Genomic DNA, 23,142 nt, shown 5'->3' on the forward strand with positions numbered 1-23,142 from the left:
CAACCTCGCGGAACCGTCCGCGGGATCGGACTTTCGGCTCGCCCGCGCCGCCATCCGGCCGATCTCCACGACGGATAACCGCCAGCGATCGGCGACGCGGCGCACCACAGTGGTCGTCGTGACAACGACAACAGACGCCCTGTCCGTGCTCAAGGGCATGTACGCGGCGGAAGCCGAGTACCTCACCGCGGGCGGCCCCGGCGAGGCCGCCTTCGCGCCGCTCGCCCCGTTCTTCTCCCCCGCCGTGGTGCTGCACCAGGCGGATTCCCTGCCCTACGGCGGAATCTGGCGCGGCCACGAGGGAATGGAGCGGTTCTTCGCCGCGATGAGCGACACCTGGGACGTCTTCGACATGGTGGAGCAGAGCTTCCTGAGCGAGACCAGCCCGCTGGTCGTCCTGACCCACGTGCACGCCCGTGCCAGGGCCACCGGCCGCGAGCTGGACTTCCCGATCCTGCAGACGATCACCGTCGAGGACGGGCGCATCACCGAGGTGCGGCCGTTCTACTGGGACACCGCGGCGATCGCGGCGGCCTGCACGAACTACCATTCCGCTGATGACCGCCTACCAAGATCTTGAGCTGTTCGAGGAAGCCGCTTCCCTGCCGGAACGGCAACAGAAGATCCTGCTGACCATCCGCGAATGGGTGATGGAGTACGGATACTCGCCGAGCACACGCGAGATCGGTGAAGCGGTCGGGCTCCGCTCGACGTCCTCGGTGTCGAAGCACCTCGCGGCCCTGGAGGAGAAGGGCTTCCTCCGCCGCAGCAGCTCGATCTCCCGCCCCATCGACGTCCGCGCCTTCCTGCACGGCACCACGTCGAAAGCGTCCACAGAGGACTCCGTGCCGGTGCCCGTCGTCGGTGACATCGCCGCGGGAACGCCGATCTCGGCCGTCGAGCATGTCGACGACGTGATGACCCTGCCGCGTGAACTCACCGGGCGCGGCAACGTCTTCGGGCTGCGGGTGCGCGGTGACTCGATGATCGACGCGGCGATCTGCGACGGCGACATCGTCGTGGTGAAGCAGCAGCAGGAGGCGCACTCCGGCCAGATCGTCGCCGCGATGATCGACGAAGAGGCCACGGTCAAGGTCTACCGCCGCCGCGACGGCCACGTGTACCTCGAACCGCGCAACCCCGCCTACGACGTCATCGACGGGGACCGCGCGAGCGTGCTCGGCGTCGTGGTGTCGGTCCTGCGCAGCGTCTGACACTTTCTGTCGGTGGTCCGGAGTAGCTTCCGGACCATGTACGAAATCGACTTCGTCGAGTTCCCGTCGAGTTCGGCGGCGGGCTCGGGCAAATTCTTCGAAACGGCCTTCGGGTGGACGGCGGCGGCGTACGGCCCGACGTACACCGACGTCCAGGGCGGCGGTGTGGTCTCGTTCGGTTTCCAGCAGGACACCGCGCAGCGGACGGCCGCGCCGCTGGTGACGATCCGCACCGACGACCTCGAACGGGCGAAGGATTCCGTCGAGGCCGCGGGCGGAGTCGTCACGGCCGAGCCGTTCTCGTTCCCCGGCGGGCGCCGGTTCCACTTCCGCGAGCCCGGCGGCGCCGAACTCGCGGTGTGGTCCCCGGATTCCTGACCTCAAGCGGCCGGCGACACCCCGCCGTACTCGGTGCACCGGGAGTTCGAAGACCTCGACGCGCTCATCACGGCCGCCGGCGGCTCCGCGTCGGTGTTCGGGGCGTCGTCCGGCGGCACGCTCGTCCTCGAGGCGGCCGCGGACGCCGTCGCCGCCGCGCTCCCGGACGCGACAAGGCGGATCGTGGCGGGGCAGAGCCACGTCGCCGATCCGAAGGTGTTCGCGAAGGTACTGGCGGACTTCTTCGCCTGACGCGTTTTGGAGCAATCGCTCTCTTATGGTTTTAGAGCAATTGCTCTGTTACTGTCGCCCCATGCCCCGGCCCCGCGTGCACGACCTGGACAGGCTGCTCGACGCGGCCGAACGCCTCGTCGTCGAGACGGGCGCCCACGGCGTCACCGTCCGGTCCCTCGCGGCCGCCGCGGGAGTGTCCAACGGCACGATCTACCACGCCTTCGGCTCACTCGGCGCCTTGCTGGCCCGCGTCTGGCTCCGTGCGGCGGGCGAGTTCCTCGACCTCCAGACCGAGCTGGCGGATCAAGCGGAAGACCCGGTCGAGGCGGTCACGGCCGCGGCGGGCACACCGGCCGCGTTCGCCGACCGCAGGCCGGAGGCGGCCCGCCTGCTCATCACCGTCAAGAAGGAAGACGTACTCGGCCCGCAGGTCCCCGACGACCTCGCGGGCGAACTCCTCGCACTCGACAAACGCCTGATCGCGCTCCTGGTCCGGCTCGCCGAGCGGCTCTGGGACCGGCGGGACGCGCAGGCCGTCGAGGTGCTGACCACCTGCGTGGTCGATCTGCCGACAGCCCTGTTCCGCCGCGCGTTCGCCGCGGGCGAGCCGATCTCCGAAGACTCCCGCACCCGGCTCACCGCCGCGGTCCGCGCCATACTCCTGCTCCCACCCCCACGAAAGGACTGACATGCCCACCCTGCGCCAAGACGCCCCGGTGTTCCTGCTGGACCTCGGAGACGACGAGAACCGCTTCTCGCCCTCCTGGCTGGAAACCGTCCATTCCCAGCTGGACACCGTCGTCGCCTATCCGGATCCGGCCGTGCTGGTCACCGTCGGCTCCGGGAAGTTCTACTCGAACGGCCTCGACCTCGAATGGCTCACCAGCAACCCCGCACAGGCCGCGCAGTACGTCGCCGACGTCCACGAACTGCTGGCCCGCGTGCTCACCCTCGGCGTGCACACGGTCGCCGCGATCAACGGGCACGCGTTCGGCGCCGGGGCCATGCTGGCGATGGCGCACGACTTCCGGGTGATGCGCGCCGACCGCGGGTACTTCTGCTTCCCCGAAGCGGATATCAACATCCCGTTCACGCCGGGGATGGCGGCGCTGATCCAGGGCAAGCTCACTCCCGCCGCCGCGATCGCGTCGATGACCACGGGGCGGCGGTTCGGCGGGACGGACGCGCGTGATCTGGGGCTCGTCGACGCCGTCGCCGAGAAGCCCGCGCTGCTGGAGTACGCGACCGACCTCGTCCGCCCGCTGGCAGGCAAGGATCGCGGCACGCTGTCCGCGATCAAGACGACGATGTTCAGCCCGGCCGTCACCGCGCTTCGCGCCAAGTAGCCGTCGTGCGCACCGACGACGCGGCGTTCGATCGCCTGGTCGAGCCGTTGCACCGCGAGCTGCACGCCCACTGCTACCGCCTGCTCGGCTCGGCCCACGACGCCGACGACGCCCTGCAGGACGCGCTCCTGCGAGCCTGGCGGGGGATGGACCGGTTCGAGGGCCGCAGCTCGATGCGCACCTGGCTCTACACCATCGTCACCCGCACCTGCCTGGACATCGCGGCCGCCCGCGGCAACCGGGCCTTGCCGATGGACCTGGGCCCGTCTAGCGAGCGAGTCGTGTTCGAAGACGCCCCGGCGACCGAGGTGGCGTGGCTCGGCCCGTACCCCGACGCGCCGGACGCCAGGTACGAGCGGCGCGAGGCCGTCGAGCTGGCCTTCGTCGCCGCGCTGCAGCACCTGCCTGGCAACCAGCGGGCCGCGCTGGTGCTCTTCGACGTGCTCGGTTTCTCCGCCGCCGAAATCGCGTCCACAATGGACACTTCGGTCGCGGCGGTGAACAGCGCGCTGCAACGCGCGCGGGCGATCGTGGCCGAGAAGGTCCCGGCGCCCGAGGGGCAGCGGAAGCTCGAAGACACCCGGACACGCGAGATCGCGGCGGACTTCGCGTCCGCGCTGGAACGTGGCGACGCCGACGCGCTCGTGGCGTTGCTGACCAAGGACGTCACCTGGTCCATGCCCCCGCTCATGCGCTGGTACAGCGGCATCGAGGCCGTGACCGGCTTCGCCGTCGCGGTCCCGCTGGGCCGGTGCCCGAGCTGGCGCACCGAGGTCCTCACCGCCAACGGGCAGCCCGCCGTCGCCTGCTACCTGGGCGAATCGGCCGACGCCGTCCATCGCGCCTGGTCCATCAACGTGCTTTCCCTGCGCGAAGACCGGATCCGCGAGATCACCTCGTTCCTCGACGCGGACCTGTTCGCGCGGTTCGGCCTTCCCCCGGCGAAGGCCTGAGCATGCGCAAGAGGGTGTTGATCACGCTGGCGGTGGCCGTCACCATCGTCGGTGTGGTCTTCGGTGGCGCGTTCGCCTTCCAGCGCAAGCTGATCTACCTCCCCGAGGCAGGTCCGCTCGCCGGTGCCGCCGACGTCCTGCCCGGCGGCAGGGACGTCACGCTCACCACCGCCGACGGGCTGGGCCTGGCGAGCTGGTACTTCCCGGTCACCGGCGCGAAGGCGGCCGTGCTGGTCGCGCCGGGCAACGCCGGGAACCGGTCGTACCGCGTGCCGATGGCCCGCGCGCTGACCGCGCGCGGGCTCTCGGTGCTGCTCTTGGACTATCGCGGATACGGAGGCAATCCCGGAGAGCCGTCCGAGGACGGCCTCGCGCTGGACGTCCGTGCCGCGCAGGACTTCCTGGTACGCGAGGCCGGGACGCCGCTGATCTACTTCGGCGAGAGCCTCGGCTCCGCGGTCGTCACCGAACTGGCCGTCGAGCGGCCGCCGTCCGCACTCGTGTTGCGTTCGCCGTTCGCCGACCTCGCGTCGGTCGGACAGCGGCACTATCCGTTCCTGCCGGTCCGCTGGCTCCTGCGGGACGAGTTCCCGACGAGGGACAACGTCGCGCGGGTGAAGGCACCGGTGACCGTCGTGTACGGCGCCGCGGACTCGATCGTCCCGGCCGAGCATAGCCGCGCCGTGGCGCGGGCGGCCGGTGCCGAGGTGATCGAGGTCCCCGGCGCCGATCACAACGATCCGGCGTTGTCCGACGGACCGGAACTGATCGGCGCCATCGCGGGCGCGGTTCGCTGACGGGCTCAGACCCGGCTTGCGCTCCGGCCCAGTGACAGGGAGTGGCCGGGGTTGAGCTTGCGGCCGAGGCGATCGGCCTTGGGCCAGCGGACGTCCGTCGCCCAGCCCGCCTTCTCGAACAGCCAGATCAGCCGCGCCGAGATGTCGAGCTGGCCACGGCGGACGCCGTGCCGTGCGCCGGTGGGGTCGGCGTGGTGGGAGTTGTGCCAGGACTCGCCCATCGAGGCGATCGCGAGCGGCCAGAAGTTCGCGGATTTGTCGCGGGCGGCGAACGGGCGGTCGCCGATCATGTGACAGAGCGAGTTCACCGACCAGGTGACGTGATGCAGCAGCGCCACGCGGACCAGGCTCGCCCAGAAGAAGGCGGTGACCGCGCCCCACCACGACATCGTGATCACGCCGCCGAGGACGGCGGGCGCGAGCAGCGTGACGACGGTGAGCAGCGGGAACAGGCGATCGATCCGGGCGATGTCACGGTCGGCGAGCAGATCGGGGGCGAACCGTTGCGCGTTGGTCTTCTCGCGCTCGAAAAGCCACCCCATGTGGGCGTGCCAGAAGCCGCGGGCCAGCGCGGCAGGGGTGGTGCCGAACCGCCACGGGGAGTGGGGGTCGCCCTCGCGGTCGGCGAAGGCGTGATGGCGCCGATGGTCGGCGACCCAGCCGATGACCGGGCCCTGCATGGCCATGCTGCCGGCGACCGCGAGGGCGATCCGCAGGCCGCGGTTGGCCTTGAAGGCGCCGTGGGTGAAGTAGCGGTGGAAACCGATGGTCACGCCGAGACCGGTGAGGAAGTAGAACCCGGCGGCCAGGCCGAGGTCCACCCAGCCGAGGCCCCAGCCCCACGCGAAGGGGACGGAGGCGGCGAGCGCCAGCAGGGGCACCACCGCGAACAGCTTGACGAGAAAGTTTTCGGTGGTGGTCTGCTCCCCGGACAGCAGGGGCTGTGGCGCCTGCCGTTCTTCGCTGTCCGGGTGTCTTAGAACTGAAGTCATATCGTCGCTTCTTGTCGGTGGCCAGGACTGGTATCGGCGGTGTCAGCCGATGTCACGGCGCGACGCACGGAACGCGACGCCCGCGACGAATTCTGCGCGAGCGTGCTTGGACAACACGACACCCAAAACGTTGGTCTGCTCCGGTCAACGAACGGCGTCGGCCGAAGGTTCCGGTGCGGGATAAGAGGGTTCGCGAAAAAGATCCCGGTATCGCTCACCTTGAGGGGTCGCGGGATCGTGACGCTCGACCTGGGTGTCGAGCGGGTGGCTGAACAGCGCACTGTCGGTGCTGTGAGTTTTGACGGTGAAACCCTTTCGAAGGGACCGCGGATTCGCGGTCTTCGGCGAGGCCGGGGGCGAATTCCACCCGCCTCGTGCCGGATCGGCGTTGCGCTGTGAAGGCGCCGCCATCCGCCACGATACACGCCCCGGGGCCGGAACCCCAGGGCGTCCGCATCGATCAGCCGGGTGCCGTCACGTTGAGCGCCGCCACGAGCGTCCGCTCTTCGTGGGCGAAATGTGCTTCGAGCGTCCCCGCGAGCGCGTCGAACTCGTCGCGCAAGCGAACGGGGTCACTCTCACCGTGGACGTACCCCTCGACGAGCTTCCGGATCCGCTTCTGCAGGTCCGCGACGGCGACATGGCCCTCCCCGAGCTCGGTCAACACCGGCGCGAGCGCCGGGAACCGTTGCGCCAGCATGGGAAACGCTCCCATGTCCTCGCCGGTATGATGTTTGGTCAACGCCTCGCAGAACGAAACACAGTGCGCCCGCAGGGACTTCTCCATGAAGAGCGCGTCCGCGCGCCCGGCCACGATGTCGTCCACCCCGGTGCGCAGCGTCTTGAGCTCCTCCCGCAGCCAGTCGTGGACCTCCACCAGGAAGTCCCCCAACCCCCGCACCCGGTCGTCGATCCGGTACAGGATCACGACCGGCAGCACGCGCGTCGTTTTCGCCTGGTACTCGGCGAAACCCGGCTCCACGGCGACGATCTTCGCGAACAGCGCGTCACGCTCCGCCGCGGGCGGAACTGCCGCGACGGCCTCGTAGGTCTCGGTCCCCGTCTCGATCGTGACCCGATGGTCACGCCGGATGTTGTGATACCAGCCCGGATGCGCCGGCGCCCCCATGTTCGAAGCGACGACGACGATCTTGCCGTCGATTTCGAGATATCCCAGCGGATTCGTCCGCCGCTCACCACTCTTGGCACCGACGGTGGTGAGCAGGATCAGCTGCCACCCCTCGAACATGCCGCCGAGCTTTCCCTTGCTCCGCCTGAATTCTTCGATCACCTGGTCGTTGAAGCCGGTCAATGCGATCCTTTCCCGTCGATGTGTCGACAGGAGGGCGCGGAACCGCCACCGGAAGAGCGCACACAAGCCTGGACGCACCCGATTTTCGGGCGCATCGCATGGAGGCGTCATCCCACGACGCGGGGATGACTGAAAACGAGAGACGGTGTGTGCCGATCTCTGGTGGCCGAGTAGCCGCTACCTCCATGCGTAGGCCCATACGGGGCTCGACGACGACGTTAGCACGGGACCGGGCCGATGCGCACCTACCTTGCCTCTTTCGCTTAACCGAAAGACACTCGGCGAACTAAGCCTCTTCGCACCGTTAAGGCGCTTCGCTGCTTTAAATCCCCTTCGCGGCTGCCATTTTTGGCAATTTTCTCCGCTAGACCGTTTGGGCTAGCGCAGGTGTTCGATTCGGAGTAATGTCGGTGTCGTGGCCAGCGACGATACATCCCCGAGGACGTCCACCGAGTGGTGGCGCGTCGATACCGCGACGCTACATGCCCGTAAACAGGAACTTGAGATCCAAAAACGTCAGATAGACGCAGAGCAGAACGCGATCCTGGCTGAAATCAATTCCCGTGGGATTCGCGGGTGTAGTGGTCATTCGACGTTGTCGGCCCTGATATTCGAGGACTTCCTCGTGACCGACAAGGAAGCCGACGCCCGCGCCGACCGGGTCCTCGCTTTGCATCCCGGCCCGTCCATCGGCGGAGACCCCGAACCACCCCTGGCGCCGTTGACGGCCGAAGCTGCCGCCGAGGGCGCGATCGGCGGCAGTCAGATCGACGCCATCATCCGCACCCTGGCACGCATCCCCTCCTCCGTCCCCGAAGAAGACGTGCGTGCGGGGGAGAAGATCCTCGTCGACCTCGCCCGCCGCGCCGGGCCCCGGCAGATCGCCCGCGCCGGGCGCCGCCTGCTGGACAAGCTCGACCCCGACGGGAAAGAACCCCGCAACGAGGACCCCAAAGACACCCGCCCGGAGCTGCGGTTCGTCAAACACCGCGACGGCACCCTCGGCCTCAAAGCCAGACTCGACCTCGAAACCTACGCCCGCCTGAAGTCCGACCTCGATCCGATGGCCAAACCTCACAAGGCCATCGACGGGGTGCGGGATTCCCGCAGCCAGGACGAACGCTACGGGGATGCTTTCACCGACTACGTGCGGTTGAAGACCACCAGCCGCAACCTTCCCGGCCAGGCGGGCGAGGCGACTCACATCCTGGTCACCATGTCCTACGACGACCTCATCCGGGACATCGGCGAAGCGCACCTCGATTTGGTCGGCCCGATCAGCGCCACTGACGCCCGCATCCTCGCCTGCGACGCCCGCGTCCGACCCGGCGTCCTCGGCACCGCAGGCGAACCCCTCGACATCGGACGCTCCAAACGCACCGTATCCCTCGCCCAGAAATACGCACTCACCCTCCGCGATGGTGGGTGTTCGTTCCCGGGCTGCGACATGCCCGTACCCCGCTGCACCGCCCACCACATCGTCTTCTGGCGCCACCACGGCGAAACGAAAATCGACAACCTCGTCCTGCTGTGCACGAAGCACCACCGGTTGATCCACCACAGCGAATGGAAAGTCCAGATCGCCCAAGACGGCCTGCCGGAGTTCACCCCACCCACCTACCTCGACCCCACCGGAACACCAAGGCGGAACACCATGCACCTCAGGACATAAGCCGACCCGATCGGGCCCGGTCGCACACCGGACACAGAGACCTACCAGATCTCTGACTGTCCACGTGAGACGTGGTCCCGAGTCAAAGCACCGATTTGACACTTCGCAAGGCGTCGTGAGTGATAAAGAGCGTTCTAACGCTCTTTATCACTCACGACCCCAGAAAGAAGCATGCCCAGCGGCGCCAATCAGGCATCTGGCGACCAGAGTGTCCAGTGTGGACACAGAGGGCACGGCCGACCCGCCGCCCAGCCCACCCACGAAGGCTCTCAGCCCTTGAGGCCAGCGCGGAATGCCTACAAGACAGGGGCTTGTTCACACCTTGCCCTGCCCTCGATATCCCACCCCCCAAGGCGACTGCCCCGCCTTCGCCACGTTGCGAAGCTTCTTTAGCGACACGACCGCGCGCCCCTACCTCAGCCACAGCGCCCCGCCATCCATCGGAAACCCCGGCGTGGGCGAGGAAAGTCCCTTCACCTCACCTGCCCCATCCAAACCCGTGACACCAGGCGGAAATCCCTGATCCAACGCCAACTCACCGACCACCTGGTCCCCGCTCATCTCCCCGGTCAACCGGAACCCGAGCTTCAGATAGAAGCGCTCGGGCCCGTCGTCGCCGGGGTGCCAGCAAGCGGTGAGGCGGTCACCGCCCCGGCGGCGGATCTCGGCGGCCACGGCGTCGACCGCGAAACGACCGTAGCCCCGGCCCTGTTCGCCCGCCGCGATGTTGAGCCGCCAGAGGCCCGAGCGGATGTCCGTACCCGTGCCGTCGCCGGCGAAGTCGATGTCCAGGAAGGCCATGAGGAAACCGACCAGCCGGTCACCGTCGAAGATGAGACGGGGCCAAGCGATGCCGGGATGCACGTAGGCCTCGGCGAGGGACTTCACCACCGGCGCGACCAAATGGCTTTGCTCCGGTTGGACCTTCAGTTCGATCGCGGCGTCGAAGTTGGCGGCGGTGACCTCGGCCAGCCTGAGTGTCCTCGTCATACTCGCACCGTAAACCGGTGATCAACTCATTTCGTCCAGCACCGCCTGGATCACGTGCCGCGCGTTTCCCGCCATCGCCTCGTTGGTCTTCCGGTAGTACGGCAGCGCGATCAGTGCCTGCGAGAGCGTCCGCGCGCGGCCGCGGTTCCAGGTCGCGTCGTCGACGCTCAGTGCCTCCCGGAAGACTTCCCTCCCGGAAGAGGGCAAGAGGTTCCACGCCGGGAAGAGGTCGCAGGCCGGATCGCCCGCGCCCATGCAGCCGAAATCGATCACCGCGGAGAGCCGGTCGCCGTCCAGCAGGATGTTGCCCGGCATCAGGTCCGCGTGCAGCCACACCGGCGCCGCCGATGGCTCGGGCATCCCCAGAGCGTTCTCCCAGAGAGCGAGGACGGCGTCGCAGTCGACGTTCTCCTCAGGGATCGCACGCAGGCGTTCGATCGCCGATCGCGTCTCCGCGTCCAGTGTCGTGAGCGGTCCGCCGCGGTGTGCTTTCGGCGCCTGCGCGGTGGGTATACGCCGCATCGCGAGCACGAACTCGGCCAGGTCTTCGGCCAGCGGTACGGGCCGGCCGAGCGCGTCCGGCCGCGGGTTCTCGCCCGGCAGCCAGCGATACACCGACCATGGCCACGGGTAGCCGTCGGCGGGCAGCCCCGCGCCGAGCGCCTCGGGGATCGGCGTGGGCAGCCGCGACGCGATACGCGGCAGCCACTCCTGCTCCAGCGCCACGTCTTTCGCGCCGCCCTTGGTCAGTGGCAGCCGTACGACCATGTCGTCGCCCAACCGGAACATGGCGTTGACCGTGCCACCGGACGGCCACCGTTCGACCGTCCGTCCGGCCCACCGCGGGAACTGTGCCGCGAGCAGCTTCCGTACCAGGTTCTCGTCGACCACGACGGACATCCAACCACCGCGCGGGCATGCCGATCCTGACCGGCTCCGAGCCGCTCACCCCGGAACTCACCGTCCGTCCGGCCCGGCCGGGCGAGGAGGACGCCGCCTGGCTCGCCGGACGCGGAATCCACCTGTGGCCGCAACGCTTTCCCCGGGAGTCGGTACACCACCAGATCCAGGCGGGCGAGCGTTGCTGGTCGTCAGGCACGGCAAGCCGATCGCGACCTGTGTGGTGACCGAGGCGGATCCCGGACTCTGGGGCGGAAAGACGGAACCGGCCTACTGTCTGGGCCGCCTCGCGGTGGCGCGGGAAGCGGCCGGAGCCGGACTCGGGAACAGGATCATCGACTGGGTCGCTGAGAAGGCCGCGGTTCACCACAAGGCCTTCGTCCGGGTGGCGACCACGAGGGACAATCCGGCCTTGCGCGGGCTCTACGAGCGCAGGGGTTTCGAGCACGTGGCCGACCCGCCCGAGGCGAAATGGCCCACCAGCCTCTACGAAAAGGCGGCCGGGTCACGGCAAGCCGAGGATCTCCGGCCGTGAAGCGTATTTCCGCCAGTGCCGTCCCGGATCCGGGACCAGCCGTCGCCTTTCGAGATCCAGCAGTCCGGAAAGGCTCTCCACCTCGGCCACGACGGCGCCGTCCGGTGTCACGAATTCCTGGACGACCCGGGACACCTTGCCCGGCTCCCAGGTGAACCTGGTCAGGACGTCGATCCGCGCGCGGGCACGCAGTTCCCGGCGGAACCGGATCGTCGTTTCGAGGTTGACCGGGCCGAGGTTCCCGGCCTTGAGCTCCAACGGGTCCACGCCGGCCGCCCAGACGCACTCCCAGCGCGCGTGGTCGGCGTACGCCAAGTAGGCCGGGCCGCGTACGTGACCGTTGATGTCGAGATCGTCGGTGCGGATGTCGATGGTGACGCGGAAAGGTTCGGGCACCTCCCGATCTTCGCCCCGGCGGGCCGCTCAGTCTGGAACGTTTCGGCCAGTCCAGGAGCGCACGAGCGCGCCGGGCGAAGCGCTCGACAGCCGGCGGCACTCGCGCCCGAGATGGGACTGATCCGCGTAGCCCACATCGGCGGCGACGTCGGCGAGCGACGCCTGGTCCCGAGCCACGGCCTCGACGCGCTCGAGGAACCGGTGGAATCGCAGCACCCGCTGCAACTCCTTGGGACCGACACCGACGTCGTGCCGCACATGCCGCCGAAGGCCGCGCTCGCTCACACCCAGCTCGGCGGCCACCCGGTCGGTACGAGCACCCGGCGCACGCAGCGCGCGAGCGGCCGCGAGAGACAGCCCGTCCACCTCGACGTCCCGGAGCCTTTCGGCGACCAGCGCTTCCAACACCGACCGCGCCTCGCCAGGCGCTCCGCATTCGGCCAGCCTGGCCTCCGCGCGGCGAGCACCAGCGGGCAACAGGTCGCGCAACGGGGTGGCACCCGCTCCCAACTCCGTCATCGGCAGGCCCAGCACCGCGCCGCCGACGCCGCACCGCAGGCGCAGCCCGGCGGTCCACTCCGCCGACGGCAGCTCGTGCCGCAGCACCCCGCGCACCGTGGTGACCGCGGCGAGCACCGTCCCGTCCCAGACGAGGTCCACACAGCCGTCCGGGAACACCCGCAGCGGACGACGGCAGCCCACCACACCCGTCCAGGCGCTCTCGACCACGCCGGCCACGGCCGCGACCGGCGTGCTTTGGCGGTACACCGAACGGCCCGAACGGCGACGCAGCGGAACACCCACGTCCGGCAGTATGCCCCCGCCCGCCGACAAGATGCGCTTCACATGATCTTGATGAAGACTTGCCGCCGTGCTGCGACCGGTGCTCGACCCGTCCCCCGCCGAGTGGATCTCCCCCAGGCTCGGCGGGGCATTCGGCGCGGCAGGCCGCACGGTTCCGCGTGGTTACGCGGCCTACGCGCGCCTCTGCCACCCCGCCGAGCGCGACCGTGGTGGCTGGGCGAGCTGGAGCGAAGCCGCCGCCGAAACGGGACGGCGTGCCCATGGCGCCATGCAGTGGCACGCGCTGGTCGGCTCCCCGGATCCGGTGAATCTCACCGGCTCGCTCTGGCGCGGCTCCCCTCCCGGGCGCGGCACACTGCCGTCGCACAGCCTCACCGCGCTGCTGGCCGTTCTCGGCGATCACACGTCCGCTTCGGACGCCTGGTTCGGCCTCTGGGACGGCTACGGCTGGGCCGACGAGGCGATGTTGTCCCGCGAGCACCTGGACGCGCCGCGACTGCGCCACCCCGGCCGGGACTACCTGCTCTTCCACGGACCGTTGACGTCCGCGACGGAACTCGGCTGGCGGCCCCGGCCGAACTGGTTCGAGGCGCAGTCGCCCAACCTGTTCTGGCCGGACGACCGCGCGTGGTGCGTGGCCACCGAAGTCGACTTCGATTCGACCCTCGTCGCGGGCGAGGAGGCCCTCGTCGACGCCCTGGTCAAGGCACCGGGGCTGGAGGTCTGGCGGATCGAATCCGACACCTCGCTCGCGGCCGACGGGGACCGGATCAACCAGCTCCCGTGACGGTCAGCGCTCCTCGATCGCGTCGACCTTCGTCGGGTAGAACGCCACGTGGTCCTTGATCTCGGCGACCGCGTCGTGCGGCGCTTCGTAGGTCCAGACGGCGTTCTCGGCGACGCCGTCACCGGTACGGACGCTGTAGTACGACGCGTCGCCCTTGAACGGGCAGTACGTCGAGTGGTCCGTCCGCTCCAGCAGGCCGAAGTCGACGTCGGCACGCGGGATGTAGTGCGCGGGCGGATAGTTCGCCTCCCGCAGCGTGAGCGCGTTCGCGCTGTCCGCCACGACCTTCCCGCCGACCGTGACGACCACGCGCGCCTTGTTCGGCTCCACCGTGATCGGGTGGGCCGCGCTGGGCTTCAACACCTTCTTGTCAGACATACCGGGCACAGCGACACCGCCCGCGCGGATATTCCCCTCAAGGCAGGTAGTACATCGGATTCGGCAGTTTGACCGGGAACTCGGCGTAACCGCCTTCGAGGTCGCTGAACTGGTCACCGAAGTTGGCGAGGATGGCCGCGCCGGTCGAGGCGATATGCTTCCGCGTGCCCGATTTGTACTGAACGGTGGTGCAGGTCAGCCCGCACGGCAGATAGTCCGGCGCGGTGGTCTTCGGTTTGAAGAACGCCCCCGCCGGCGCCGGGTAGCCCTCGTTCGCGAGGTTCTTGAGCGACTGCGGGCCTTGGAACTCGTTGCGCCCGGTCAGGAAGTAGATCTTCACGCCGCGCTGCGCCGCCCAGTTCGCCAGCTCCAGTACGGGCTTGTTCGCGACGAACGTGCCCTTGTCGATCGCTTCCTGCTGTTTCACCGGGTCGAACCCGAAGTCGTTGTCCGCTTCCCAGCCGTAGGTGACCTCGGCGGTGTCGTCGACGTCGAACACGACGGCGGGGTTCTTCACGCCGCGGTCCAGCCGCCGCGTGAGGTAGCGCTTTGCGTCCTCGACCTGGCGCCGGGTGTCGGAGACGAACCGGCTGCCGTCGGAGTACCGGTGCTTGCCGTCGCTGCCGACGACATCGCCGTAGTAGGCCTTCACGTCGAGCTTGACCTGGCCGATGTTGGCGGGCTCGTGACCGTGCCGCCCGGTGGCGTCGCCGGTGTTCGCGACGGCGGTGGCGCCGCCCGCGAGAACGGCTCCGGCGGCCGCGGCGGCGGCCAGTTTCAGCAGACCGGTGAACCGGCTCATGGAAATGCTCCTCACGTCAGCTGTGCGCGGCAAAGGAACGCTACTCCAGAACGACCGATTCTGGTCAGTACCAAAGTAGCTTCTTCACCACCACGCGGTTTCAGCTTGCGCCGCAAGGCATCCGGGTCTATATCGAGACCTCGGACAAGAATCTCCAAACGACCGATATCGTGTTTTTTCAGCAATACACGAAGATTCTTCTCGCTGTACGGTCCGTGCTCGAACACCCGGAACGCCCGGATTCCCGGCGGCGGAGTGTCCCCGGTCAGGTACGCGATACGCTCGTCGAGCTGCCACAAACCGTGCCGCGCCGCGTAATGCCGCACGAGTCCGGCCCGGACGACCGCGCCGTCGGGATCGACGATCCATTCACCCGGCTCACACGCGGGGATCTCGTCGGGGTCGGCGTCGGTGACCGTCCACTGTGTACCATCCGAACGCAGCACCGTCGCCCGGCGTGCCACCGTCGAGCCCACTCCGCGCCACAGGCACGCCTCACGGACCTGGCCGTCCAAAGAGACCAGTTCGACCTCGTCCGCCCAGGGCGCGATGGAGAAATCGAGGCCCGGCGCGCATTTGACCGAAAGCTCGCGTCCCGGATAGACGTCGACCAAGCCGTCCAGCGGCGGCAGGAAATCGGCGGGCTTCCACGCCCGGCGCCCGGCGGAGTCACGGCGGGCGGGATCGGCGACGACGACCGATGCCCGGCTGACCGGCCGCAAGGCGTCGGCCCTGAGCAACGCCGGCGAAACCCCGGCTTCGGAAGCGTTGTGGCGCGCCATCTCCAGGCGGATCTCGTCCAGATCCGAGCCGAGCGCCTTCGAAGCGACGCGGGCGATCTCGATCAGGTCCGCGCCGACGGAACACGTCACGTCGTGGACGTCACGACCAACGAGCCGCGCGGCCCGGTGCCGGGCGACCAGCGTGGCGCTGGCCTGCTGGAGGGCGTCGCCGGTGAACAGCCATGAACCCGCCGCGTCCAGTTTGGGCGACGACTTCCGCCGGAGCACCACCGTTTCCAGTACCGCGGCCGCGTGGTCCGGGGCGATCCGGCGCACGGCGGCGACGTCGGCGATACGGGTCTTGTCGGTCAGCGGGAGGGCCGAGCATTCGGCGAGCGCCGCGCTTCCCGCGCCGGAGTGCAGGAAGGCGACGTCGTCGAGGGTGAAGTGGTACGGCAACCTACGATCGCTTGGTACCGGTGATCATCACGTTGTAGAACAGCTCGCGCGGCAGCACCTTGGCGAGCAGCTTCTTGTCCAAAGCGGACAGCCGCAGCCACAGCCGGTACGCGAACAGACGCCAGCGCAAGGTCAGCTTCTCCTGCGGCACGGCGGCTTCGAAGGTCCGGATCGGCCAGCCCGCGAGCGCCGCGGCGAACTCCTCGGTGACCGCGCGGACGTCCTGCGCGCCCGCGCCGCGGGCCATCGACTCCAGTTCGGACGGGTCGAAGGTGTGGATGTCGACCACGGCCTCCAGCGCGGCCGCGCGGGAGGACTCGTCGAGTTCCTCTTGCGGACGCCGCCAGCCGTTCAGCACCGGGAGCTTGGTCAGGTTGGTGGTGAGGTACCACGTGATCTGGCCGAGCTTGCGCGCGTAGAAGTCGCCGACCTTGGTCGGCTCGCCCGCGAAGACGAACCGTCCGCCCGGCTTCAGCACCCGCAGCACCTCGGCGAACGCCGCGCGGACGTCCGGGATGTGGTGCAGCACGGCGTGCCCGACGACGAGGTCGAAACTGTTGTCCTCGTACGGGATCCGCTCCGCGTCGGCGACCCGGCCGTCGACGTCGAGGCCGAGGTTCTCGGCGTTGCGCAGCGCGACCTGCACCATGCCCGGCGAGAGGTCGGTGACCGAACCCTTCTTGATCACCCCGCCCTGCATCAGGTTGAGCAGGAAGAAACCGGTACCGCTGCCCAGTTCCATCGCGGTCGGGTACGGCTGGCCGTCTTCACCGGCGACGGCGTTGAACACGTCCGTCGCGTAGGAGATGCAGCGCTCGTCGTAGGAGATGGACCACTTCTCGTCGTAGGTCCCGGCTTCCCAGTCGTGGTAGAGCACGTTGGCGAGCTTGGGGTCGCCGAAGGCGGCCTTGACCTCTTCGGCGGTGGCGTGCGGATTCGGCGCCGGATCGTTCACCTGCGTCATCGCGCTTACTTCCCCTCGAAGGTGGCCTTGCCAGGACCGTTTTCGATGAACGACTTCATGCCGTTGCGCTGGTCCTCGGTCGCCCAGAGCGCGGCGAAGAGGTGGGATTCGAGCTTGAGACCGCTCGCGAGGTCGGTGTCGAGACCACCGTCGATGGCGGCCTTCGCGGCGCGCAGCGCCACGGCCGGTCCGTTCGCGAACTGCGAGGCCCACTTGTGCGCGGCGGCGTAGACGTCGTCCGGCGCCACGACCTCGTCGAGGATGCCCAGCGCGAGAGCCTCCTCGGCCTTCACGAAACGGCCGGTGAACACGAGGTCCTTGGTCTTGCTCGGGCCGATGAGCCGCGCCAGGCGCTGCGTGCCGCCGGCGCCGGGGATGACGCCGAGCTGGATCTCCGGCTGGCCGACCTTGACGTTGTCGCCGGCGATCCGGCGGTCGGCGGTCAGCGCGAGTTCGAGCCCGCCGCCCAGCGCGTAGCCGGTGATGGCCGCGACGACCGGCTTCGGGATGTTCGCGATGGTGGCCAGCGACGCCGTCAGCGCCGCGCCGAACTTCGCGATCTCCGGGTAGGTGCGCTCGGCCATCTCCTTGATGTCCGCGCCACCCGCGAAGGTCTTCTCGCCGCCGTAGAGGATCACGGCGCGCACGTCGTCGCGCTCGGAGGCCTCACGGGCCGCTTCGGCCAGCTCGGCCTGCACCTGGTTGTTCAGCGCGTTGACCGGCGGGCGGTCCAGCCGGATCGTGCCGACCCCGCCTTCGACCTCGAGACTTACGAACTCTCCCACGCCGTCCTCCTTAACCGTCCAAGACAGATTGCAGGCTACCGGTCAGTACGACCCGTCAGCGGCGACGGGCGAAGAAGCGATCACCGGACCGTTCGAGCAAGAGGTCCTGATCGAACGTCTTGGACAGGTTGTCGCTGGTCACGACGTCGTCCACGAGTCCGGAAGCGACCGCGCGGCCGTCGCGCAGCAGCAGCGCGTGGGTGAATCCCGGCGGGATTTCTTCCACGTGATGGGTGACGAGCACCATGGCCGGGGCCTCGGGGTCGAGTGCCAGCTCCGAAAGGCGGGCGACGAGGTCCTCGCGGCCGCCGAGGTCTAGCCCGGCGGCGGGCTCGTCGAGCAGCAGCATCTCCGGGTCGGTCATCAGCGAACGCGCGATCAGCGTCCGCTTGCGCTCGCCTTCCGACAGTGTGCCGAAGGTGCGGTCGGCCAGGTGCGCGATGCCGAGGGCGCCCAGGAGCTCCATGGCGCGGTCGGTGTCGAGGCTGTCGTACTCCTCACGCCAGCGGCCGACGACGGCGTAACCGGCGCTCACCACGACGTCGACGACGCGCTCCTCGCCCGGCACACGCTGGGCGATCGCGGCCGAGGTGAACCCGATCCGCGGGCGCAGCTCGAAGATGTTGACCTTGCCGATCCGGTCGCCGAGCAGGTCGACCGTTCCGGTGGTCGGGTGGAGTTCGGCCGCGGCCAGCCGGAGCAGGGTGGTCTTGCCCGCGCCGTTCGGGCCGAGCACCACCCAGCGCTCGTCCAGTTCCACGGTCCAATCGAGGTCGGCGAGGAGGTCGTTGCCTGTTCGGCGGACCCCGACACCGGTCATCCTCACCACGAGGTCGTCAAGTTCGCTGGGCTGGATCGGCTCGCTCACGCGCCCATTGTGTCCGCACTCGCGCGCGTGTGTGCACCGGGCCGCCGGTCGGTGGAAAGCGGCTGGTCCAGGAAGTGGGACGAAGCGACCCTTGGCGGGACACTGTGGCACCATCGACGGCGTGATCAGGTCCGTGTCCGCCGCCTTCCCCGTCATCGGGGGCTCTTTCTGGCGCCGCCGGACCATCGACCTGCTCCTCGTCGCCTCGTGCGGGTGTACCACCGCGCGACACGGCTGAGTTCCCCTCTTCCGACGGCACCCCGTGTCGCGCCGCGCTCGGCCCTGCTTCCGCGCCCGCGAACCTTCACGAGGAGCCTCTCCGTGACCACGTCCATCACGCCCCGCCAGGATTTCGAGATCCACCCGCAGCTGGCCGATCCGCTGCTCCCCGAACTGCTGCACCCCGATCGCCTGCTCTGGACGTCCCGCGAACTGGCCGAGCTGACCTCCACGGTCACCACCGAGCTGACCTCGGGCCTGCGCGGCCTGCTGCGTTTCGACCCCGATCACCGCTGGTGGGCGCGGCTCGCGCTGACCGACGGCGTCGAACTGTGGCTGCTGTCGTGGCTGCCCGGCCAGCAGACCAAACCGCACGACCACGGCGGCGCTTCCGGTTCGTTCACCGTGCTGCAGGGCGAGATCGGCGAGGAGTACCGCTACCCCGGCGGCCCGGTCCGGCGCCGCACCCACGTCGCGGGCGAGGGCATCGGCTTCGGCGCGGGGCGGGCGCACCAGGTGACCGGCATCGGCACCGAGCCCGCCGCCAGCGTCCACGCCTACTCGCCGCCGCTGGTCGCGACGCGCGAATACGCCACGCTCGCCGACGTTCCCGCCGAGATCCCCTCACTCACCCCGATACTGGGCCGATGAGCGCGATCGACGCACTGCTGGCCACCGCCCGGTCCGGTCTGGACCGGGCGGAGCCCGAGCGGGCGCTGCGGCTGCAACGCGACGGTGCCCTGATCGTGGACATCCGCCCGTCTGTCAACCGGGCCGAAGAGGGCGAAATCCCCGGCTCGGTGGTCGTCGAGCGGATCCACCTCGAGTGGCGGCTCGCGCCGGACAGCGAATGGCGGCTGCCGGAGGTGAAACCGGACTCGACGGTGATCGTCGTGTGCAACGAGGGGTACTCGTCGAGCCTCGCCGCCGCCGACCTGCAGCGGCTCGGCCTGCCGGGTGCCACCGACCTCGAAGGCGGGTTCCGGGCCTGGCGTTCGGCGGGTCTCCCGATCCGGGAGGGCGGCACCCCCGCCATTCCCTGAACCGCTACCGGCGGACCGCCAGCCTGGCGACCGACTCCGGGGAGAGCGGGAGCGCGGCGTGGATCCCGGCGCCTCGCGTCGGCCTGGGGTTGACCAGCACGCCCGTCGCCGCGGCACGGCCGGCGGCCGCGAGCACGACCTCACGGCCGGTCCGGTGCCGGATCCGGCCCCAGCCCATGCCGGTGACGGCGCGGTACTCGGCCAGCAACCGCTCGTCGGTGAAGACGCAGAGCCAGTCGCCGTGCGCGCCGAGCCGGGCCGGGACCGGGGCGCCGGCTTCGTCCGCCGGGCCGCACACCGTGCCGTCGAGGAACATCCGCATGACCGAGGGAACGGGGTCGCGCGGAGCGCCACCGGGCTGTTCCGGTCCCGGGCGGACGTTCTCGGCGATCCACCGCGAAGCGAGCCTGAAGTCTTCGCCGGTGAGGTCCTCCTGGAAACCGTCGAGACTGTTCTTGACGCTCCCCAGGAAGTCGTAGAACCGCCGGGTGCAGGTCCGCTCGGAGACCGGCACCCGGCCACGGCCGACCATGGTCCTGATCCGCCCGACCATGCCCGCCCCGCCGTGCACCGGATCCACGCCGAGGTTGTAGGCGGTCCAGACGATCTCGGGCATGAGCGGGTCGGCGAACCGTTCGAGAACGCGGTTCAGCCGCAGAAGAACGATTTCGCGCACCCGGCCGGGCTCGGCCTCCTCGGCGATCCCCCAGATGCCCCGCAGTTCCGGCCCCAGCGCTTGGCTCAGCCCCTCCTGCCGGATCCCGGCGCGGGCGTGGACATGGTGCAGCCGGTCCTTGGCTCTGCGCGATGTTTTCGTTTCCTTAGCCGAAGCCACCATTCCTCCGCCGTTCGGGAAGGGCCCGGCAAAGTGTATTTCACCTGGCCGTTCCGCATTGTCCGGCGGAAATCAGGAATCGGCGGTTTCTTTTGTTCGGTACCGGCCTAAGCGTGGACGACCCGCGCCAGTTCCGCCGGCGTGGCCAGCAGACGGTGTTTCGGCAGCACACGGACGGTGTAACCGATGGAGCCGGGATGCGGCAGTTTCAGCCGCGCCGCGAACGCGCCGATCCCGTCACCCGACATCGGGACGGTGACGGGGTCGCTCAGTTCGTCCCCGTCACCCACCTTCCCGACGACGGCCTGAACGTCCACTTCGGACGGTTCGAGTCCGGCGAGGTCGATCCGCGCCCGGATGGTCACCTCGGTCCCGGTGACCATCGGCGCGGAGTCCTCGACGAGCAGTTCGGTGTCGAAGATCCGCACCCGCGGCCAGGAGACGTCCAATTTGGTCCGGTAGTCGGCCAGCGACAGCGCGCCGCGGTATCCGTCGCCGGTGGCTTCGGCGACCATGCGCGAGGCGGGCAGATACCCCGATTCGACGTACTCCCGCACCATCCGCGAAGCCTGCACGCGCGGCCCGAGGGTCTCCAGCGTGTGCCACACCATCGACATCCAGCCGCCGGGAACGCCATCGGCGCCGCGGTCGTAGAACAGCGGCGCGATCTGGTGGCCCAGCAAGTCGTAGAGCGCGGCGGCCTCCAGTTCGTCGCGGCGCAGCGGGTCGGTGACGCCGTCCGCGGTCGGGATCGCCCAGCCGTTGCTGCCGTCGTAGCACTCGTCCCACCAGCCGTCGCGGATGGACAGGTTGAGGCCGCCGTTGAGCGCGGACTTCATCCCCGAGGTGCCGCACGCCTCCAGCTGCCGCACCGGCGTGTTCAGCCAGACGTCGCAGCCGCGGTAGAGGTAGCGCGCCATGGACATGTCGTAGTCCGGCAGGAACACGATCCGGCGCCGGACCTCGGGATCGTCGACGAACCGGACGATCTGCTGGATCAGCTGCTTGCCGCCCTCGTCGGCCGGATGCGACTTGCCCGCGACGACGAGCTGGATCGGGCGCCGCTCGTCCAGCAGCAGCGCGCGCAGGCGATCCGGGTCGCGCAGCATCAGCGTGAGCCGTTTGTACGTCGGCACGCGGCGCGCGAAGCCGACGGTCAGCACGTCCGGGTCGAAGACCGTGTCGGTCCACCCGAGTTCGAGCGCGGACGCGCCACGCTGCATCCAGGCGGCCCGCACCCGGCGCCGCACCTCCGCGACGAGCTTCTCGCGCAGCTCCCGTCGCAGCGCCCACAGCTGCTCGTCGGTGACGCCGTCCCGCAGCGGCTTGCCCTGACCGCCGTCGAGACCCAGCTCCTCGTGGTTGCGCCCGAGCAGCGCGCTCAGCTCGCGCGCCACCCAGGTCGGCCCGTGGACGCCGTTGGTGACCGACGAGACCGGCACCTCGTCGAAGTCGAACCCGGGCCACAGCCGCGAGAACATCCGCCGCGACACGCGACCGTGCAGCGCGGAGACGCCGTTCGCGCGCTGGGCGAGCCGAAGTCCCATGTGCGCCATGTTGAACAGGCCGGGGTTGTCCTCCGCGCCGAGCGCGAGCACGCGGCGCGGGTCGACGTCCGGGACCAGCCTGCCGTCGGTGAAGTACCGCTGGACGAGGTCGACGGGGAACCGGTCGATCCCGGCGCTCACCGGGGTGTGCGTGGTGAACACGGTGCCGGCGCGGACGGCGGGCAGCGCCTCGTCGAACGCCAGCCCGTCGGCCTGGATGATCTCGCGGGCGCGTTCCAGCCCGAGGAATCCGGCGTGGCCTTCGTTGGTGTGGAACACCTTCGGCTGCGGATGCCCGGTCAGCTCGCAGTAGCGCCGCACCGCGCGGAAGCCGCCGATCCCGGCCAGGATCTCCTGGCGGATGCGATGATCGGCGTCGCCGCCGTACAGCCGGTCGGTGACCGCTCGCAGGTCCTCGTCGTTGGCCTCGGTGTCGGTGTCCAGGAGCAGCAGCGGGATCCGGCCGACGCGGGCCTTCCAGACCTGGGCGTGCAGTGTGCGCCCGGCGGGCATCGCGACGTCGACCAGCACCGGCTTGCCGCCGTCGGTCACGAGCTCCAGCGGGAAGGCGTTCGGATCGATCACCGGGTAGTGCTCGACCTGCCAGCCGTCGAGCGACAGCGCCTGCCGGAAGTACCCGGCGCGGTAGAGCAGCCCGACACCGACCATCGGCACGCCGAGGTCCGACGCCGCCTTGAGGTGGTCACCGGCGAGCACGCCGAGGCCGCCGGAGTAGTTCGGCAACGCCTCGGTGACCCCGAACTCCATGGAGAAGTACGCGACGGCGGGCGGGAGGTCGGCGTCGTCCTGCTTCTGGTACCAGCGCGGCTCGGCGAGATAGCGGTCCAGATCGGCGACCGCCTCGCGCGCGTGGGCGAGGAAGGCGTCGTCGACGGCGAGTTCGTCGAGCCGGGCCGGTGGCAGGGCGGTGAGCATCCGCAGTGGGTCGCGGACGCGGTTGAACAGCTCCGCGTCCATCGACGCGAACAGGTCGCGCGTGGGCGGGTGCCAGGTCCAGCGCAGATTCGTGGCGAGGTCACCGAGGCCGGAGAGCGACTCCGGCAGGCTCGCGCGGACGGTGAACCGGCGGACTGCTCTCATGAGGAGCGACCATATCGGCAGCGCCCCTCCCCCGCTCAAGACCCACTTCGGGGATTACCTGCACGCGGGCCATAAGCGCTGGGTAGGGTCCCTGCTTGCCGGAGTACGC

27 protein-coding genes are annotated in these 23,142 nt (G+C 69.4%); 13 read left to right on the forward strand and 14 right to left on the reverse strand.

The features are described 5' to 3' along the window. The first annotated feature begins 118 nt into the window (after positions 1-118). The 8 genes from AC069H_RS07535 (at position 119) to AC069H_RS07570 (ending at position 4,922) form a co-directional block, all read left to right on the forward strand. A complete protein-coding gene (locus tag AC069H_RS07535; RefSeq protein WP_478231702.1) occupies positions 119-580 on the forward strand; it encodes a nuclear transport factor 2 family protein in 462 nt (153 codons plus the stop codon). Next, positions 558-1,214 carry a transcriptional repressor LexA gene (gene lexA, locus AC069H_RS07540; RefSeq protein WP_340683553.1) on the forward strand — a complete coding sequence of 219 codons (657 nt, stop codon included), beginning with the start codon at positions 558-560 and terminating at the stop codon, positions 1,212-1,214. Before AC069H_RS07535 ends, lexA begins: the two co-directional genes overlap by 23 nt. Positions 1,215-1,250: 36 nt before the next feature. After that, on the forward strand, positions 1,251-1,592 hold the full coding sequence (locus tag AC069H_RS07545; RefSeq protein WP_478231703.1) for a VOC family protein: 342 nt from the start codon (positions 1,251-1,253) through the stop codon (positions 1,590-1,592). Positions 1,593-1,625: 33 nt separating this feature from the next. After that, entirely contained in the window at positions 1,626-1,844 is a 219-nt protein-coding gene (locus tag AC069H_RS07550) for a hypothetical protein (protein WP_478231704.1), read from the forward strand. A 61-nt stretch (positions 1,845-1,905) separates the two neighbouring features. Then, positions 1,906-2,514 carry a TetR/AcrR family transcriptional regulator gene (locus tag AC069H_RS07555; RefSeq protein ID WP_478228505.1) on the forward strand — a complete coding sequence of 203 codons (609 nt, stop codon included), beginning with the start codon at positions 1,906-1,908 and terminating at the stop codon, positions 2,512-2,514. 1 nt (position 2,515) lies between these two features. Beyond that, entirely contained in the window at positions 2,516-3,172 is a 657-nt protein-coding gene (locus tag AC069H_RS07560) for an enoyl-CoA hydratase-related protein (RefSeq protein WP_219149199.1), read from the forward strand. A gap of 5 nt (positions 3,173-3,177) precedes the next feature. Next, positions 3,178-4,125, forward strand: coding sequence for a sigma-70 family RNA polymerase sigma factor (locus tag AC069H_RS07565; protein ID WP_478231705.1), 948 nt, complete (start codon positions 3,178-3,180; stop codon positions 4,123-4,125). A 2-nt stretch (positions 4,126-4,127) separates the two neighbouring features. After that, positions 4,128-4,922 carry an alpha/beta hydrolase gene (locus AC069H_RS07570; protein WP_478231706.1) on the forward strand — a complete coding sequence of 265 codons (795 nt, stop codon included), beginning with the start codon at positions 4,128-4,130 and terminating at the stop codon, positions 4,920-4,922. Between the two features lie 5 nt (positions 4,923-4,927). Here AC069H_RS07570 and AC069H_RS07575 read toward each other — a convergent pair whose 3' ends face one another. After that, a complete protein-coding gene (locus AC069H_RS07575; RefSeq protein WP_478228508.1) occupies positions 4,928-5,914 on the reverse strand; it encodes an acyl-CoA desaturase in 987 nt (328 codons plus the stop codon). Between the two features lie 460 nt (positions 5,915-6,374). Further along, entirely contained in the window at positions 6,375-7,226 is an 852-nt protein-coding gene (locus AC069H_RS07580) for a nitroreductase/quinone reductase family protein (protein ID WP_478231707.1), read from the reverse strand. Between the two features lie 415 nt (positions 7,227-7,641). Between AC069H_RS07580 and AC069H_RS07585 the strand changes: the two genes are divergently transcribed. Continuing rightward, on the forward strand, positions 7,642-8,898 hold the full coding sequence (locus AC069H_RS07585; protein ID WP_478231708.1) for an HNH endonuclease signature motif containing protein: 1,257 nt from the start codon (positions 7,642-7,644) through the stop codon (positions 8,896-8,898). Positions 8,899-9,309: 411 nt separating this feature from the next. Here AC069H_RS07585 and AC069H_RS07590 read toward each other — a convergent pair whose 3' ends face one another. Beyond that, positions 9,310-9,888: a GNAT family N-acetyltransferase gene (locus AC069H_RS07590; RefSeq protein WP_478231709.1), complete on the reverse strand. Its 579-nt coding sequence runs from the start codon at positions 9,886-9,888 to the stop codon at positions 9,310-9,312. A gap of 21 nt (positions 9,889-9,909) precedes the next feature. Beyond that, the gene (locus tag AC069H_RS07595; protein ID WP_478231710.1) at positions 9,910-10,788 is read right to left on the reverse strand and encodes an aminoglycoside phosphotransferase family protein; all 879 of its coding nucleotides are present in this window, start codon (positions 10,786-10,788) and stop codon (positions 9,910-9,912) included. Positions 10,789-10,969: 181 nt separating this feature from the next. Here AC069H_RS07595 and AC069H_RS07600 point away from each other — a divergent pair, with 181 nt between their 5' ends. Next, positions 10,970-11,323, forward strand: a complete 354-nt coding sequence (locus AC069H_RS07600) for a GNAT family N-acetyltransferase (protein ID WP_478228513.1) — start codon at positions 10,970-10,972, stop codon at positions 11,321-11,323. Here the strand turns inward: AC069H_RS07600 and AC069H_RS07605 are convergent. Together AC069H_RS07605 and AC069H_RS07610 are read right to left on the reverse strand one after the other, a co-directional pair. Further along, the gene (locus tag AC069H_RS07605; RefSeq protein WP_478228578.1) at positions 11,294-11,719 is read right to left on the reverse strand and encodes an acyl-CoA thioesterase; all 426 of its coding nucleotides are present in this window, start codon (positions 11,717-11,719) and stop codon (positions 11,294-11,296) included. The genes AC069H_RS07600 and AC069H_RS07605 overlap by 30 nt on opposite strands. 27 nt (positions 11,720-11,746) lie before the next feature. Beyond that, entirely contained in the window at positions 11,747-12,523 is a 777-nt protein-coding gene (locus tag AC069H_RS07610) for a helix-turn-helix domain-containing protein (RefSeq protein WP_478231711.1), read from the reverse strand. A gap of 67 nt (positions 12,524-12,590) precedes the next feature. On the opposite strand from AC069H_RS07610, the gene AC069H_RS07615 reads away from it, so the two are divergent. Next, positions 12,591-13,310 carry a hypothetical protein gene (locus AC069H_RS07615; protein ID WP_478231712.1) on the forward strand — a complete coding sequence of 240 codons (720 nt, stop codon included), beginning with the start codon at positions 12,591-12,593 and terminating at the stop codon, positions 13,308-13,310. A gap of 3 nt (positions 13,311-13,313) precedes the next feature. On the opposite strand, the gene AC069H_RS07620 is transcribed toward AC069H_RS07615, so the two are convergent. The 6 genes from AC069H_RS07620 to AC069H_RS07645 are packed head-to-tail and all read right to left on the reverse strand — an operon-like array spanning position 13,314 to position 18,288. Continuing rightward, complete coding sequence (locus tag AC069H_RS07620) at positions 13,314-13,688, reverse strand: DUF427 domain-containing protein (RefSeq protein WP_478228515.1); 375 nt, start codon at positions 13,686-13,688, stop codon at positions 13,314-13,316. A gap of 37 nt (positions 13,689-13,725) precedes the next feature. Continuing rightward, complete coding sequence (locus AC069H_RS07625; protein WP_478231713.1) at positions 13,726-14,490, reverse strand: HAD family acid phosphatase; 765 nt, start codon at positions 14,488-14,490, stop codon at positions 13,726-13,728. An 11-nt stretch (positions 14,491-14,501) separates the two neighbouring features. Next, the gene (locus tag AC069H_RS07630) at positions 14,502-15,671 is read right to left on the reverse strand and encodes a class I SAM-dependent methyltransferase (protein ID WP_478231714.1); all 1,170 of its coding nucleotides are present in this window, start codon (positions 15,669-15,671) and stop codon (positions 14,502-14,504) included. Between the two features lies 1 nt (position 15,672). Beyond that, positions 15,673-16,635: a methyltransferase domain-containing protein gene (locus AC069H_RS07635; protein WP_470276583.1), complete on the reverse strand. Its 963-nt coding sequence runs from the start codon at positions 16,633-16,635 to the stop codon at positions 15,673-15,675. Positions 16,636-16,640: 5 nt separating this feature from the next. Continuing rightward, entirely contained in the window at positions 16,641-17,420 is a 780-nt protein-coding gene (locus tag AC069H_RS07640) for an enoyl-CoA hydratase/isomerase family protein (protein WP_005167845.1), read from the reverse strand. A gap of 55 nt (positions 17,421-17,475) precedes the next feature. Next, positions 17,476-18,288, reverse strand: a complete 813-nt coding sequence (locus AC069H_RS07645) for an ABC transporter ATP-binding protein (RefSeq protein ID WP_126732852.1) — start codon at positions 18,286-18,288, stop codon at positions 17,476-17,478. Between the two features lie 321 nt (positions 18,289-18,609). Between AC069H_RS07645 and AC069H_RS07650 the strand changes: the two genes are divergently transcribed. Both AC069H_RS07650 and AC069H_RS07655 read left to right on the forward strand, forming a co-directional pair. After that, positions 18,610-19,158 (forward strand): cysteine dioxygenase, encoded by a 549-nt coding sequence (locus AC069H_RS07650; RefSeq protein ID WP_478231715.1) that lies wholly within the window; start codon positions 18,610-18,612, stop codon positions 19,156-19,158. Further along, complete coding sequence (locus AC069H_RS07655; protein WP_478231716.1) at positions 19,155-19,550, forward strand: rhodanese-like domain-containing protein; 396 nt, start codon at positions 19,155-19,157, stop codon at positions 19,548-19,550. The genes AC069H_RS07650 and AC069H_RS07655 overlap by 4 nt, the downstream gene beginning before the upstream one ends. Positions 19,551-19,554: 4 nt before the next feature. On the opposite strand, the gene AC069H_RS07660 is transcribed toward AC069H_RS07655, so the two are convergent. Both AC069H_RS07660 and glgP read right to left on the reverse strand, forming a co-directional pair. Next, complete coding sequence (locus AC069H_RS07660) at positions 19,555-20,388, reverse strand: hypothetical protein (RefSeq protein WP_478231717.1); 834 nt, start codon at positions 20,386-20,388, stop codon at positions 19,555-19,557. Between the two features lie 104 nt (positions 20,389-20,492). Then, positions 20,493-23,033, reverse strand: a complete 2,541-nt coding sequence (gene glgP / locus AC069H_RS07665) for an alpha-glucan family phosphorylase (RefSeq protein WP_478231718.1) — start codon at positions 23,031-23,033, stop codon at positions 20,493-20,495. Between the last annotated feature and the right edge of the window lie 109 nt (positions 23,034-23,142).

This window comes from Amycolatopsis sp. NPDC043887, assembly GCF_056435665.1.

What these genes read in the sequence shown, in the direction of transcription:
- AC069H_RS07620 (WP_478228515.1), bottom strand. Translation starts at nt 13,688, where the DNA reads ATGTCTGACAAGAAGGTGTTGAAGCCCAGCGCGGCCCACCCGATCACG.
- AC069H_RS07545 (WP_478231703.1), top strand. Translation starts at nt 1,251, where the DNA reads ATGTACGAAATCGACTTCGTCGAGTTCCCGTCGAGTTCGGCGGCGGGC.
- AC069H_RS07655 (WP_478231716.1), top strand. Translation starts at nt 19,155, where the DNA reads ATGAGCGCGATCGACGCACTGCTGGCCACCGCCCGGTCCGGTCTGGAC.
- glgP (WP_478231718.1), bottom strand. Translation starts at nt 23,033, where the DNA reads ATGAGAGCAGTCCGCCGGTTCACCGTCCGCGCGAGCCTGCCGGAGTCG.
- AC069H_RS07555 (WP_478228505.1), top strand. Translation starts at nt 1,906, where the DNA reads ATGCCCCGGCCCCGCGTGCACGACCTGGACAGGCTGCTCGACGCGGCC.
- AC069H_RS07560 (WP_219149199.1), top strand. Translation starts at nt 2,516, where the DNA reads ATGCCCACCCTGCGCCAAGACGCCCCGGTGTTCCTGCTGGACCTCGGA.
- AC069H_RS07660 (WP_478231717.1), bottom strand. Translation starts at nt 20,388, where the DNA reads ATGGTGGCTTCGGCTAAGGAAACGAAAACATCGCGCAGAGCCAAGGAC.
- lexA (WP_340683553.1), top strand. Translation starts at nt 558, where the DNA reads ATGACCGCCTACCAAGATCTTGAGCTGTTCGAGGAAGCCGCTTCCCTG.
- AC069H_RS07570 (WP_478231706.1), top strand. Translation starts at nt 4,128, where the DNA reads ATGCGCAAGAGGGTGTTGATCACGCTGGCGGTGGCCGTCACCATCGTC.
- AC069H_RS07595 (WP_478231710.1), bottom strand. Translation starts at nt 10,788, where the DNA reads ATGTCCGTCGTGGTCGACGAGAACCTGGTACGGAAGCTGCTCGCGGCA.
- AC069H_RS07625 (WP_478231713.1), bottom strand. Translation starts at nt 14,490, where the DNA reads ATGAGCCGGTTCACCGGTCTGCTGAAACTGGCCGCCGCCGCGGCCGCC.
- AC069H_RS07575 (WP_478228508.1), bottom strand. Translation starts at nt 5,914, where the DNA reads ATGACTTCAGTTCTAAGACACCCGGACAGCGAAGAACGGCAGGCGCCA.
- AC069H_RS07635 (WP_470276583.1), bottom strand. Translation starts at nt 16,635, where the DNA reads ATGACGCAGGTGAACGATCCGGCGCCGAATCCGCACGCCACCGCCGAA.
- AC069H_RS07590 (WP_478231709.1), bottom strand. Translation starts at nt 9,888, where the DNA reads ATGACGAGGACACTCAGGCTGGCCGAGGTCACCGCCGCCAACTTCGAC.